The sequence below is a fragment of the Planktothrix sp. genome (assembly GCF_046067725.1).
Taxonomy (GTDB): domain Bacteria; phylum Cyanobacteriota; class Cyanobacteriia; order Cyanobacteriales; family Microcoleaceae; genus Planktothrix.
The window spans coordinates 1-13807 of sequence record NZ_JBJUDF010000363.1 but is presented as its reverse complement, the minus strand read 5'-3'; the positions used below and the strand labels follow the sequence as shown (position 1 = coordinate 13807).

Below are 13807 nucleotides of genomic sequence, written 5' to 3'. Positions count from 1 at the left end.
CAACAACATAAAAATTTCCGTATTTATACGGCTGACCAAAGCAAGAGTTATCTATTAATTTATTCAAGAGTTTAGCAAAAAATAGCTTGTCTCAAAAACTGTATCAATTTCTACAAACTATTTTATTTAAAAAAGTGATCGCTTTTCTGACTGGTTCATGTGTTGAAATGCGATCGCCTCTGATACAATTTACTAAGATGCTATAATTAACTTACATTTCTCTTTAAGTGTTGCAAAGCTCGATCATGCAGATTAAAGTCGAAGTTCCAGATGAATTAGCGATGCGGTTAAGTCCACTGCAAGAGCAGTTAACACACATTTTAGAACTGGGTTTGCGGGAATGGAGTGCAGATGCTCAATCAGGATTTTCTGGGTTGGCAGATGTATTAGAATTCTTGGCAAATCTTCCCACTCCAGAGGAAATTTTGGCGTTGAAGCCGTCGGAAGCATTACAACAACATATTAACAATTTGCTAGAAAAAAATAGAACCGTTGGGTTGACGGCTGAAGAGGAACGATCATGGCAACAATATGAATATATTGAACATTTGGTACGGGTGGCTAAGGCTAAAGCATTGCTGAAACTTAACGCAGCTAAAAAATGAGTAAGGCTTATGTTTCTGCTGCTCTCAAACGCTTGGTTTGCGATCGCGCTAATTTTGCTTGTGAGTATTGTTTGATGCCAGAAATTTCTGTTTTTGTACCCCATGAAATCGATCATATTATTGCAGAAAAGCACGGCGGACAAACGAACGAAAATAATTTAGCATTGGCTTGTACAATCTGCAACAAATATAAAGGAAGCGATCTGGCTTCAATCGATCCACTGAATGGGGAAATTGTCAGATTGTATCACCCTCGTCGCGATCGCTGGCGGGAGCATTTTAAATTAGAAAAAGGCGAAATTATCCCGTTAACTGCGATTGGACAAGTGACAGTAAAATTGTTACAGATAAATCGTTCAGAGCGAGTTGAGGAACGAAGGTTACTATCACAAGCAAATATTTTGGATATTCCAGAATTCTAATTTTACTATAAAAAGTAGGTTAGATTGAACTTCATTAATAATTCTATATTAATTATAGCGCGATCTTCTCTTCATAAAAACAGGATGGGAGTGTGGAAACTCAGTGTCTTCAGACCTGAGAGTGTCAAAGAATATGCTTGAATGCAGTACAGCTTATCAAGAGTGCTCCTCTAAACAAACCGTTGTTAAGGCTTGAATTAATCGTTGATTTTGAGCTTCTGTTTTAACCGCAACTCGGAAATAGCGATCGCCTAAACTCGGAAAACTCAGACAATCTCGAATTAAAATTTGATAATTTTTTAATAACTTGAATTGCAATTGAGAAACAGAATAATCTGACTCGACTAAAATAAAATTAGCAACACTAGGATAAGGTTTTAATCCGGGTATATGGGTTAAATCTTGATAAAGTTTCGGGCGAGAGTCTTCTAACCAATGCCAGGTTTGTTCTTGAAATTCTGTATCTTGTAAAACCGCAATTCCGGCAGCCACTGCTAAACTATTCACAGGCCAAGGATCACGCCAGCCTTGCCATTTTTTTAACCGTTGGGGATGGGCGATCGCATATCCTAAACGCAGACCTGGTAAACTATAAAATTTGGTCAGCGATCGCAAAATCACTAAATTCTCAAATTCCTTCACCCAAGACACTAAACTTTGCTGTTGACTGGGAACTAAAAAATCCATAAAGGCTTCATCAACCACCACCAAAGCAAACTGTTCTAGGGATTTTAATAAAACACGAGCAGAAAATAACTTTCCCGTCGGGTTATGGGGATTATTAATTAATAAACCGGAGCGAGAGTTAGTCGGTTGAGGAAGAACAAAATCTAACTCAACAGAAGCCATCGAAAGCGGACACTCGATCACCGTGCCATCAAAAGCGTTCAGCGTCCGCCCATAGTCCCCAAAGGCAGGAGTCAGTAAATAAGTCGCATCTAACTGCGCCAGTTCCCGTCCTGCCCAAGTCAGTAATTCTGCGGCTCCATTTCCGGGTAAAATCCAATCCGCCTCTAAAAACCCCTGGTTCAGTCCCTCATTAACCCCCCATGCGATCGCTGCTCTCAATTGTCCATAATCAGGATTCGGATAAGCGTTTAACTCACTGAGATGGTCGTTGATGGCTGTCAAAGCCGATAAAGGTGGGCCCCAAGGATTAATACTGGCAGAAAAATCCAGAATATCCTGGGGAGAACAGTTGGCTACGGTCGCAGCCCATATTAAATTTCCCCCGTGTCGGGGTGAATGGGGTGCTTCCACAACTAAAAATTAATCCTCGCTATGAGCTACTTTTTCTTTGAATAATTTCCCCGCCGAGAATGCAGGAACTTTCGTGGCTGGAATTTCCATTTTTTCACCGGTTTTCGGGTTGCGACCTTCACGTGCTTTCCGTTCCCGTGACTCAAAAGAACCAAAGCCAACCAGTGTTACTTTATCTTCATTGGAAACAGCTTCCATAATCGTATCTAAAGCTGCTGTTAACACCGCATCAGCTTGTTTTTTCGTCACAGTAGCCCGTTCTGCTACGGCATCCACTAATTCACCTTTGTTCATCTGAGTTTCTACTCCTTAAAGTTAGCATGAAGCTATCGATCGCCATTGGCGGGACAGAACCCATCCCATAAGCTCTCAAAAGCTAAGGTTGAGGGAACAGCGATCGTTCACCTCCTCCGTGACCCGGTAAGGGATGGATTAAGTTCTCCCCTCTCCCAAGTGCAACGTCATCCCTGTAGGGTCAATCTTGGCAAAAAATTTTGAATTTCTAAACGCTGCGATCCCTACAGAACCTAATTTGCAATGATTTATTCTAAGGGTTGTTTAGCGAATAGGGAAGACTTCAACCAATAATTTATAGAGATTTAAGGCCAACCCAACTGGAACAGCAAGATTAAGCGTGCGCCCCTCAGCAGCAAAAAGTAACTTGATTTTGGGTCTGTGTGGGTACTTTAGGTTTATGTTTGCTATATTTGAATAGTATTTTTTACAATTATCTCACCAATAGCATCATTTTTATTCAGTTATGTCAAGTGATTTATCGAGCTTTAAAAACCTGTGGAAAAAGCTAGTATTCTCCCCGAAACAAACCTCAACCTTGATCTCAACTATCATCTTGACTTTAATAAGTTTAACGGTCGAGAGTTTCTGGCAACCCACCATTTCCAGTGTAATCTTAGCAGCGTCACCCCGGGAATTAGAAGCTCAAAAAATTATTGGTAAATGGCAAGTACCTACTAATCTTTCATCGGGTATTATATTTACAGAAGAAGGAAAAGTTTATCTGTTTACAACACCGATTGAAGCTTTAGAATTACAATATACAATTGATCCGAATTTTAGACCCGGATTGATGATTTTTCGTGATGGAGACGGAAAAATTGTCGGAACCGCAATTTTTGAGTTTACTGAGACCGGAGAATTACAATTAGACTTAAATATTAGTGGAGAGGAACAACCTGTTATGACAACTTTTCAGACTCAACCTCTACTCTTTAAAAAAAGCTCTGATAGTGCTAGAATTCCAACTTCAGTAACAATCAAAACTCCCACAGCATCAGAATTAAAGCAAGAAGCCGATCAAGATACCCAATTAGAAGCTAAACAGTATATTGAAATTATGAATCGAGGTCATCAAACGAGTTATGCTCAATATAATCTATTTCAACCTAATTTAGAAGAATTTATTAAAGGTCTACCTGCGGAAACTCGAAATTATAGCTACAATATCAGAATGATTGATGAAAAAAGTATGGTTCAATCGGTAGCCCAAGCTAAACGGACAGGATTAAAAAGCTATATTGGAATTGTTTATATTATTCAACCTTCATCTGCTAGTAATATTACCACAAAATCAATCCTTTGTGAAAGTGATCAGCCAACTCAAAAACCTCCGTCTCAACCGTCTTTCTTCACCAGTCGTGGGGTGAGTTGTCCGCCGGGATATTCTGTTGTATCCGAGTAAAGAATAGAGGAGGAGAAAGAATTAACTCCTGACTCCTGCTCTACAACAGCTAACCGTCTAACAAAACCCCTAACCTAACGCCCTTGCATCATCCGTAAGGCATCGGGACTAGGGTTATATTGATAACCATAGGGAGAGCGATCGCTGTCATCCAAAATTTGAGGCGTGACTAACACAATCACTTCCGCCCGTGTATTCTCCTTAGTGGTTCTGCGGAATAAGGAGCCCACAATGGGTAAATCCCCTAATAGGGGAATTTTACTTGCATTAACTCGTTCCCTTTCCTGAATAATCCCCGATAAAATTAAGGTTTGACCATCGCGTAAACGAACCCTGCCAGAGTTTAGAGTGCGTACAAATGTTTGTGTTGCAAAAGCACCATTATTACTAATTTCAACCCGATCACCAATTGCACTGATCTCAGGGGTAACAATAAGTGTAACAAACCCATTATCATCAATTCTTTCAATATTAACCCCTAACTTAAGTCCAACATCTTCAAACTTAGGATCGCTATTAGTTTGTACACCTCCAGTGTTAGAAATCGTTGTCACGTTAACAGCTTTAACAATGTTTTCAACTAGAGCAACCGAAGCTTTTTCACCCTCCTGAACCACTAAGGTCGGATCGGTGAGAATCTTAGCATTGCCACTAATAATTTGAGCGGTCAAAGTGGATAAGAACTTGCGGGGATATTGGAAGAAGGGAAAAATGCTATTAGTGGTTGCACCTAAAGCCGTTAGGGCTCCAGTGGCTAAATCTCGGGTAAAGGGTGTGTAATCGGACACCCCGACTTGACCGGGACGCTCGGTTACAGGGGCAATCGGGTCTAAACTCACCCCTCCTCCGGGGGCAGTTAAAGGATTAACCGCCAATCCATTGCGATCATAAAAAGGAGCCTGACCGCTCAGATTTTGATCATCGTTGGTTCGATTCCGAATAATCGGTCGAGCATTAATCCCACTGGTCGCGGTGTCCCGATTGGCGGGATTATACCCACCAAAATTAACCGATGCCGCCCCCCCATCATTAACAAAGAAGGTATCGTTAACCCCAAAGGAGAAACTACTACTGGCTGCATCTGTTCCGGTTAAATTCATGTCAATGACTTTCACGTTAACAGCCACTTGACGCTGACGGAGATCTAGTTGAATCAGTTGAGACGAAGCCAACTCTACCAAACTAGGTGGCCCCACTAAAGTTATAGTGTTCAGTCGTTCATCTGCAAGAACTTGTAAACCTCGTAGTAGAGGAGTTGAATCTTTAGACTCAATGCGTAGTGTGTCTACACTGGTGTCTAAAGTAGTCTCTGTGGTAGTAATAGATTGGTCGTCTGTGTTAGGTACCTTGACAGATTCAACAGTTGTTTTTTGGGTTACCCTTGTTATTGCACTTTCAGCACCCATACTTGCTAAAAAGTTAGCTGCAACCCTAGAATCAACTTGATTGAGGCGCAAGGAACGAACCACAACATTTCTTACAGAATTGGGCAGCCGTGACCCAATAAAAACCGTATTTCCCGTGCGGTTGGCTTCTAACCCACTTAACCGTAAAACATGGTTAAAAACATCTTCAACGGACTCGTTTTCAATATCGAGAGAAATTTTTTGTCCGTTACCTGTTGCTGTTGCCCCTTGGCTTGCTTGTCCTGACTGTTCGGAAGCTCCATCGAGAAAAGCAATATTTAATCCTGCTGTGCGGGCTAATAATGCTAGTACATCAAGAACAGGGGCATCTCGCAAGACTAAACGGGGAATTCGTTGAGCAGCATTATCTAAACGAATCGCAGAAGTGGTTGTGGGATTGATATTAGAAACCGCAATATCCCCGACTGGTGGGGCAACGGCCCGAGGAAGGAAAGGCGGAGCCGCATCGGAAGGGCGAATCCCACTCTGGGGAAGATTGCGACCATCAATAGTAATTTGAGGATCGGGAACTAATACGGGTTGAGGGCTTCTGGCTGGGGGTTGTTGAGGGTTAGGATTGGCAGAAGGAGGGGGAGCCGGGGGGGTTACGGGTTGAGCCGGAGCTTGAGCAACAGCACCGGATGCTGAACCCATAGTAATTACAATTCCTTCCCTGCCTCCTTGCAAAATCCGAGCATCGGGGGGACTATTTACTCCACTCACAATTACCCGCACACTGGTGGGATCAAGTTGGGTGACAACCACCGAAGCAATACCCGGAATGGGGTTATTTTGTTGAAAGTTTTGTTTTTGGGCCGGAAGTTGCGTATTAATAATATCTGCAACAAAATCATTACCTCGTCTGACCACAAATACTTCCGGTCGTTCTCCAGCATTGGTCACTAATACTAGACCGACTTCCCCGTTCATTTCCACCAGTCGCACATCTTGAACTTTTGTTTGTGCAAAAGCTGGAGTCTGTGCCACAATGGCGATCGCAGCAGTGGTTAAAAGTCCTGCACCAATTCCTTGAAGTTCTCTCACGTTTTCTCCTCAACACAATATCACGTTTCGGCTGCTGGGTGAAAAAGGGTGTAGGGTATGGGGAAGCGTTTAATCATGCCCCTGATCCCTCCCGCTCCTCTACTCCCAGTGTTCCCCCTACCGTTGTTTTGTTCAAAGCAGTATCTAATATCCTGTTAAGATACACCAACTTCGGCCAAAATTCCAACTACTTTGGAGGTTCAGCCGGAGTTTCGGCTGGTTTTGCTGCTGCTGCGGCGGCTTTGGCTTGTTCTTCAGTCAAGGGAAGTAACACTTGTAATTCAAAGGAGGTTTTTAACCGTCGTTGGGGTTGATTGGCAGAGGGAACAAATTTTCCTTGTCGATATTCTCCCTCAATGGTTGGAGTTTGATCCTTCAAGGTCGATTTTAAACCTTTAACCACTAATAAAGGTTGTAACCGTTCTAAGGAAGCTAAAAATCCAAAGGTTTGATCAAAACTGCCTTCAAACTCGACTTTATAAGCCCGTCTTCTGAGTTTCCCATTGACATCGGGGCCCAAGCTGCCATCCTTGACAATCTCAGCATCTGGTGTTTCTAAGGCAATAGGAGTAAACATCGAAAGTTTAGCTTTCTTGCTATCATCAATAATCCCGGCATTAATTTTATTAATTTGTTCGTTAATATCAAATAACAAGGTTTCTAAACCTGCTTCATCGGCAAATAAAGCGGTAACAGTTGCTCGACGAACTTTCGCATCGGCTAACTCTTTTTCGGCTTTCGCCCGTTCTCGTAAACGTTGATCTTGTTTCTCAATTTCCTCTTGTTTGGTTTTAATTTCATCCCGTAAAGTTTGCCCTTGAGCTAAAGTGGGAAGAACGAATTGATAGATTAAGAAACCTGCGAAAATCGCCCCCACAACTCCAGCCCCAATACCCATAATTTTAGGGGTTAGGGGAACACCGAATATAACTGGCCCCCCAGCTTCGCCTTCAACATCTGGAATAAATTCATTGGCTACGGTCATTTCTTAATTACTCCTTTTTCTTCAAGGGTTTTAATCCGATTAACCAGCCCTAAAGCTCCATTGTTTTGAAGTTCAGTTAACATCTCTGAAGCCGTTGCCCGACTCAGATAGGTTTCAATCGTATACTTCACCACAGGTTGTAACTGAGGTTTAGCCATACCGCTATCCGCCGTTTCGGATTTAGCCACCAATTGAGTTGAGTTTTCTTCTAATTTAGCCTCAATCAATTTAGTTTTTTCTGAATTAAAAAAGGAAGATTGATTCAGCAATAATACAAAGTCATTAATTTGGGTGAAGGTGTTTGCCACTCCTGAAATTTTTAATTGAGCGGTTTCGGGTTCCGGTGCAGAGGCGACAGCTTGACCATCAGCCGGACTAGGGGCTGGAGATGGGGCTGCGCCTGGGGCAGGGAGTTGTGGCTCTGTCTGTTCAATATCCAGAATTTTGACTCCCGCGACTTGCATTAATTCCCCTAATTCTACGGTGAGTGCTGACCAGGGTTTTATTTGATTAAAGACAGTCGCTAAAGCATCGGCTTCTTTATTGGCTTGATCGGTTTCTGCATTAATTTTATCTAACGCTTCGACTTCGGAGGTTTTTTGTCCCAAAGTCGTCACCAGGGTATCGCGTTCTTTTGTCAGGTCTACATTTTGTTGATGGAAAATAAACCAAGCACCTGCGACAAGGGCATTGAGGGCTAAGGCTACGCCAGCCCCAATTAAAATCGGAGTTTGGTCAAGATTTTGGGTGGGAGCAACCTTTCGTTGAACTTGTCGTTCTAACAGATCAGGTCGATCATTCAAAAAGTTGATATCTAAGTTATACATAATCAGTTGACGGTTGACCGTTGACAGTTTACGGCTCACTGCTCAGGAGTTTAGATCATCCGCATTCCTAAACCTAATACCACTCCTAAACTAGCACGTTGTTCTGGGGGAATTTCCCGTTCAAAGGCAATAGAGAGGGATTCAATCGGATCAACTTGCGTCGCCGGCATGGCTAACCGTTGCATGAAAAATTCATCCAGTTGTCCGATAGCGGCTCCTGGCCCTGTTAATAACAATTGTGCCATTTCTAGTCCGTCACTTTGATTAATATAAAAGTCAACGGAGCGACGTAGTTCATCGGCTAATTCCGTAAAAACCTTAATGATGGCATTCGTCCCCGGATTGGGATCACTTAATGCTCCGATTGTATCAGTCACCGGAAGGGTCATGGCCTGGAGTTCGCTGACATCCCTCGTTGGTGGTAAATTCATGGCACTGTTTAAGGTACTTTGAATTTGATACAATCCAATGGGAATGGTGCGGTTAAATTGTGGAATCCCATCCACAACAATTGCTAGTTCGGTAGTATCAAATTCAATATCGGCAATAATAGCGGCTTCATTGGAAGAAAATTGTTCGAGTTGATTTTTGAGGGTACGAATTAAAGAAAAACTGCTCACTTCTAAGACGGTCACTTTTAAACCCGCTTGGGCGAAGGTTTCTACATAACTATTAGTGACTTCTTTGCGAGTTGCTACTAATAAAACTTGTATTTTTTCAATGCCATCCTCATCAACAAATCGTCCTAATTTTTGATAATCAACATCGGCTTCTTCCCTGGGAAATGGCAAATATAATCCCGCTTCTGAGTTCATATAGTCTTTTAATTCATCATCGCTGAGATCGGCGGGAACTGGAATAATCCGGGTAACTGCTTCTCGTCCGGGGAGAGATGTGCCAACGGTTTTGGCTTTAATATTATTATCGGTAATTGCAGCCTGAATTAACTCAGCCATTGCTAGAGTATCCACAATTTGACCATCTTGAACAACGCCTTCGGGAACGGGAATTGTCACTAAGGTAACTAGCTGTAATTTCTGACCTTTTTTGCGCATTTCCACCAGGTTAATTCGCTCTGCGGCTAATTCAATTCCAATTCCTGGCTTCCGCTTGGAGAACAATCCTTGTAAGAAACTAACCATAGTTGTCGTTTAATTGATTGATTCTGTATTTTAGCTGACCTGTACCCATACCGTTAAAATTCTCGATTCTGGATAAAGATACAGATTTATGGTACAACATTCAACCCTGGATGATGAGCCTAATCCTGCTGAATCGCGGGGTTAATTTTCGTGAAGATAACACTTTCAAACCAACCTGATATTATTGATTAAGGAAATTGAAGCGTCCCGGTATCATATATTCCGGTTGCATTCGCGGGGATTTCAAACTCCATTTCTGCTGGAGGGTTGGTAAATAATTTAATTTGATAGCGACCTGGTTTTAATCCAGCAGTGGCAAATCTACCTGATCGATTTGTAAACAAAGTTACTACCGGAAAATTACTATCAGAAATAGAAACAATTTGTCCTGATTGTAACGAAACCGGTTCACCGTTAGCATTTAATAAGATTCCTCGTAAAAATACCGTTGCATCTGTTCCAACTTCCACTAATGTTCCACTGCGATAGGTGGGTAAAATTGTGATAGCGCGATTCCCCAAATCCATTCCTACAGGTAAATTTGGAGCATCAATAATCAAAGTAGAAAGATTATAAGGACTTAAATTAGGAACAACAGCAAACCCAAAACGATGAAGGCGGGCTGTATCGCCATTGATACTGGGATTAATCACAATTTCTTGATCTCTAACACTATCTTTGGGAATGACTAAAGCAAAACTATTATTAATCGGACGTGACCAACCCAAGTGACCGTCTGCAAACACCAAGGCGGTAGCCAAACTGAGTTTACTGGTATTTGAGATCCCACCATCTCCATCGACGGTAAAAACCGCATCATTCGATAAATCCCAATTGAAGTAATAGCCGGTATAAGATAACCGTCCGGTCAAATTATAACCTCGGTCATTTTGAGTTAAACCCAGGGACATTCTGGGTCTTCCAATGGTTCGTAAGGGGTTATAACTCCAGCTTAAACTATTCTTATATTGTCCATTATTATTAACATCTGATGAAACTTGTATTGATTGACGAATTTTGGGAATTGACCAGGATAAATTGATAAAAGCACGTTGTTGCTCAAAACCGTTTTGATCACGATTTTGACTGAGGTTTAACCTCATATTTAAGCCATTTCGGAAGGATTTAGAAAGACCTAAGCTGAGGCTATAAGTATTGGGAGTGTCTCGCCCGAATTCATATCGGGTGCTGAGATTTCCTCTGATTTTCCAGAATAATTGTTGGCTATAATTCGCTGTAATATCGTAAAAAAAATCATTATTGGGGTTGTCTTCTCCAACTCGACTAAAATTTTCTCCTCTGGTTTCTACGGTTAATTGAAAGGAACGTTGAGACGGATTATTCGCACCGACTTGTGAATATTCATAACGCAACCGCGCTGCATAATCAATTCCTAATTCGGGTTCGTGACTGAGGGCCATATCCCAGCCCAAATTCCCGTAACGAGTTGCCCAACTTCCTTCTAAACCGATAATTTGCTGATCAAAATTAGCTTGTAAATAACTACCTGCGGTTAAGCGATTCGTAACTCCTAAACGATGGGATAACGTTACAATCGGTTCGGTAAAATCATAGTTGCGATCGCCTGAACTATCGGTGGTTGGAAAACCCAAACTATAGGCAAATTGTTGAACTCCGGGTGCTAATAAATCGGCTGCAACTGGATGATAAAAATTCAGTCTTTGTACGCGACCGACATTATCTGTAATCACTAATTCTACATCATTTATTCCAGCACTCAAAGGCAAATCACGAATATCTTGCCGTCCGGCGGATAACTCTAACGTTCGTTCTAATCGACCATTTACTAATACATCCACTCTCGAATCACTTTCTAAGAAAAATTCATATTGGTTAATCGGTCGAGTGACGAGATGGGGTTGTAAACTAAAATTTCTAGCGACAGAAATTCCGATTTGAGATTGACTATTTTGATAACCTGTCACCGGAATGGAAAGATCGCCGATCACATACCGTAAAGCTTGATCCGGTGCATCCCGAACCAGTCGTAAATCTCCTCGGATAAAAGCAGGTGTTCGACCTTCGGTAAAATCGCTACGTCCCTCAAACACCCAATTTTTATAATTCAAAGCACCATCTAAACCAAAACGAAGGGGTTGGCGTCCGATTTGACTTTGTTCTGAACCCTGCCAAATATAGTCTTGATCCGCACGAAAATTCACATAACCACTTAATGTGCTAGGACGTATTGCATTTTCAGTACCAGGGGGTAATCTGCGTTCGTTTAAAGTGGCAACATTGGTGCGTCTTTGAGTCGGTGGAACTTGAATTTGTAGTTCTAATTTAGAACGATCAAAAGTTGCTTCTAAGCCATTTTGTCGTAAAATTTCTAAGTTGAGATTTCCTTCAACATCAACTGCATTGGTTAGTTTTGTTTGGGTATCTGGACGAATCACCTTTTCTGTTTCTGCTAATAAAGGTGCGGCTTGAATCTGGACTGCGGGTATATTTCCCAGGTTTAGTAATACCTGTCCTCTTTGTTGTCCATCAATAAAAAAGGGTACAATAACTTTCTGTACTTGGTTACGCGGCTTGCCAAAAATATCCTCAAATGTTGGGTCTGGGTTTTGAGTTTCAGGAGCTAAAGTAGGAGATGGAGAAGGTGAATCTTGCCCTAAAGTTGGTGAACAATTACATAGAATTAAAGTCAAGCTAAAAAATAACAATAATTTAAAATTATTAAGCTTAAGTTTTAGTTTCATTGAGAAACCAGTTTTGCTCTAGCAAGTCTCAATAATGGGTGATCAAAACCCGTAGGGTTGGGTCTTCCCACCCTCTTAGCTCGGCGAGTGTCAATTCACATCTTTAAATGTAAATGTTCCTGTGACTTCACCGATGGGCAATTGTTGGGGCCAAGGCATAGAAAACCGTCGTTGATTTCCAGCTAAAATCACTCCATTATTCACTCCTTCTAATTGTTCAGGTTTTAAGGTTAATTGACTGCCTTGACTGGTTAAGTTTAAATTTAATTCTGATAAGACAGCACGCCGCGTTCCTTGATTCTCAAAGGTAATCACTAACCGATCATTTCCATCAGTTCCTTTTTCATGAGTAATGCCATTCAGGACAACTTTTGATTCGGCATTTTTAGGACGAATATACACTGATCCTATATAACGAAACATGACTTTAATAGCGCCTGATGTTGTTTCTGATTGTGACTCTTCTGGGTTTTTGAGATTAATCGGTAATTGTTCGGCAATCATACGATAAGCTAGTTCTTTTTCTGGGTTGGGATTGCCTAACCATGTCACCCGTACTGATTGTACTCCTTGGGGGGGTAATACGATTTGGGATGGATAAACTAAAAAATCATCATCAGCACTTTCGGTGGTTTCTTGACCTTCTAAGCTGATTTTTCGCTCGGCCATTGACAGTTCAACGGCGATCTGTTCGGCACTATCATTAATAACTTCATAAGACTGGGTAGCCCCTGCTCCTGCTGGTTCAAATACCCTAGAAATTGGCTCTAATCTAAAAGCTAATGCGGGGGAAATCCCACTTAATATGATAAAGAAAATAAAACTCAAAAAATGTCGAAGTGAACGTTTCATAATTTAATGATGAGCAAATACAGTTGGAATAAAGATGAATCAGACCTTGATTAATTATCGGATACTGTCAGGGTGATCACATCAGAATAGTTACCCTGGTTGGGTATAGTTGCTTGATTGAACCGAATATATAAATCTACTGTCTTTACACCCTCGCCGTTAAATCCTGACGTTTGAGAGGAACTGAAATTATTAATATTATCAAAATTATTGGGTTGAGTTTGGTGATCAGTGACTGTAATCAAATAGGGAATAGAGCTATTGCCATTAGCTGATGATAAAGCACCGCTATTCGTTGAACTTGCATTTATTGTGACACCCGGAGAATTAGGATTATTGGTTATAATTTGAAGTTCAGCAACTTTAATAACCTGTTGACCGAGATTACCTAAAGGTAAGTTATTACTAACAGGCATAGTTGTTGGTGAGGAAATCTGAACCACTGAGGGAACAGTGCCACTAATATTAATAGTTGTCGTGTCTGTACCCGCAAAGGCTGCTAATTGAGAACTAAAAAAGGTCGCCAGAGGACTGAGAATTAAACCGCTCAAAATCAAAAAACGATATGAAAACATGATCAATGCTGCAAAATATTGCATTTATATATATAGCAATCCTATTTGATTTACCATAGGGGTAATTCATGAATTGCCCCTACGGTCAGGGTTTGAGTCATAGAGGTTATTACAACCGATTTAGAGTCATATGAAATCCTTAAATGTTTGCTACGCATCCGTCCCCTGTAGAGACTAAGCATGGCTAGTCTCTACAGATAATTAGAGAGTGCGTGAAGCCGTAAAAATTGCCCATTGCAAGAGTGCCGCTTCCCAATTCGTAATTCG

At 41.4% G+C, this 13807-nt stretch carries 12 protein-coding genes; 3 read left to right on the top strand and 9 right to left on the bottom strand.

The window, feature by feature from the left end:
- Positions 1-245 precede the first annotated feature (245 nt).
- Together ACKPEB_RS22295 and ACKPEB_RS22290 are read left to right on the top strand one after the other, a co-directional pair.
- A complete protein-coding gene (locus ACKPEB_RS22295) occupies positions 246-605 on the top strand; it encodes a hypothetical protein (RefSeq protein ID WP_190516650.1) in 360 nt (119 codons plus the stop codon).
- On the top strand, positions 602-1027 hold the full coding sequence (locus ACKPEB_RS22290; protein ID WP_408967212.1) for an HNH endonuclease: 426 nt from the start codon (positions 602-604) through the stop codon (positions 1025-1027). The genes ACKPEB_RS22295 and ACKPEB_RS22290 overlap by 4 nt, the downstream gene beginning before the upstream one ends.
- 156 nt (positions 1028-1183) lie before the next feature.
- Here the strand turns inward: ACKPEB_RS22290 and cobD are convergent, their stop codons facing one another.
- Positions 1184-2287, bottom strand: coding sequence for a threonine-phosphate decarboxylase CobD (gene cobD, locus ACKPEB_RS22285; protein ID WP_408967211.1), 1104 nt, complete (start codon positions 2285-2287; stop codon positions 1184-1186).
- 9 nt (positions 2288-2296) lie between these two features.
- Positions 2297-2581: an HU family DNA-binding protein gene (locus tag ACKPEB_RS22280; RefSeq protein WP_408967210.1), complete on the bottom strand. Its 285-nt coding sequence runs from the start codon at positions 2579-2581 to the stop codon at positions 2297-2299.
- Between the two features lie 556 nt (positions 2582-3137).
- Here ACKPEB_RS22280 and ACKPEB_RS22275 point away from each other — a divergent pair.
- Positions 3138-3986 (top strand): type IV pilin-like G/H family protein, encoded by an 849-nt coding sequence (locus tag ACKPEB_RS22275; protein WP_408967209.1) that lies wholly within the window; start codon positions 3138-3140, stop codon positions 3984-3986.
- A 74-nt stretch (positions 3987-4060) separates the two neighbouring features.
- Here ACKPEB_RS22275 and ACKPEB_RS22270 read toward each other — a convergent pair whose 3' ends face one another.
- The 7 genes from ACKPEB_RS22270 to ACKPEB_RS22240 form a co-directional block, all read right to left on the bottom strand.
- On the bottom strand, positions 4061-6436 hold the full coding sequence (locus tag ACKPEB_RS22270; protein WP_408967208.1) for an AMIN domain-containing protein: 2376 nt from the start codon (positions 6434-6436) through the stop codon (positions 4061-4063).
- Positions 6437-6623: 187 nt separating this feature from the next.
- Complete coding sequence (locus ACKPEB_RS22265; protein ID WP_408967207.1) at positions 6624-7421, bottom strand: pilus assembly protein PilO; 798 nt, start codon at positions 7419-7421, stop codon at positions 6624-6626.
- Positions 7418-8287, bottom strand: a complete 870-nt coding sequence (locus ACKPEB_RS22260; RefSeq protein ID WP_408967206.1) for a PilN domain-containing protein — start codon at positions 8285-8287, stop codon at positions 7418-7420. Before ACKPEB_RS22260 ends, ACKPEB_RS22265 begins: the two co-directional genes overlap by 4 nt.
- Before the next feature lie 11 nt (positions 8288-8298).
- Positions 8299-9390: a type IV pilus biogenesis protein PilM gene (gene pilM, locus ACKPEB_RS22255; protein WP_408967205.1), complete on the bottom strand. Its 1092-nt coding sequence runs from the start codon at positions 9388-9390 to the stop codon at positions 8299-8301.
- Positions 9391-9578: 188 nt separating this feature from the next.
- A complete protein-coding gene (locus ACKPEB_RS22250; RefSeq protein WP_408967204.1) occupies positions 9579-12113 on the bottom strand; it encodes a fimbria/pilus outer membrane usher protein in 2535 nt (844 codons plus the stop codon).
- A gap of 90 nt (positions 12114-12203) precedes the next feature.
- Positions 12204-12965, bottom strand: coding sequence for a molecular chaperone (locus ACKPEB_RS22245; protein ID WP_408967203.1), 762 nt, complete (start codon positions 12963-12965; stop codon positions 12204-12206).
- Positions 12966-13015: 50 nt separating this feature from the next.
- The gene (locus tag ACKPEB_RS22240; RefSeq protein WP_408967202.1) at positions 13016-13540 is read right to left on the bottom strand and encodes a spore coat protein U domain-containing protein; all 525 of its coding nucleotides are present in this window, start codon (positions 13538-13540) and stop codon (positions 13016-13018) included.
- Positions 13541-13807 lie beyond the last annotated feature (267 nt).

What these genes read in the sequence shown, in the direction of transcription:
- ACKPEB_RS22295 (WP_190516650.1), top strand. Translation starts at nt 246, where the DNA reads ATGCAGATTAAAGTCGAAGTTCCAGATGAATTAGCGATGCGGTTAAGT.
- ACKPEB_RS22290 (WP_408967212.1), top strand. Translation starts at nt 602, where the DNA reads ATGAGTAAGGCTTATGTTTCTGCTGCTCTCAAACGCTTGGTTTGCGAT.
- ACKPEB_RS22280 (WP_408967210.1), bottom strand. Translation starts at nt 2,581, where the DNA reads ATGAACAAAGGTGAATTAGTGGATGCCGTAGCAGAACGGGCTACTGTG.
- ACKPEB_RS22265 (WP_408967207.1), bottom strand. Translation starts at nt 7,421, where the DNA reads ATGACCGTAGCCAATGAATTTATTCCAGATGTTGAAGGCGAAGCTGGG.
- pilM (WP_408967205.1), bottom strand. Translation starts at nt 9,390, where the DNA reads ATGGTTAGTTTCTTACAAGGATTGTTCTCCAAGCGGAAGCCAGGAATT.
- ACKPEB_RS22250 (WP_408967204.1), bottom strand. Translation starts at nt 12,113, where the DNA reads ATGAAACTAAAACTTAAGCTTAATAATTTTAAATTATTGTTATTTTTT.
- ACKPEB_RS22245 (WP_408967203.1), bottom strand. Translation starts at nt 12,965, where the DNA reads ATGAAACGTTCACTTCGACATTTTTTGAGTTTTATTTTCTTTATCATA.
- ACKPEB_RS22240 (WP_408967202.1), bottom strand. Translation starts at nt 13,540, where the DNA reads ATGTTTTCATATCGTTTTTTGATTTTGAGCGGTTTAATTCTCAGTCCT.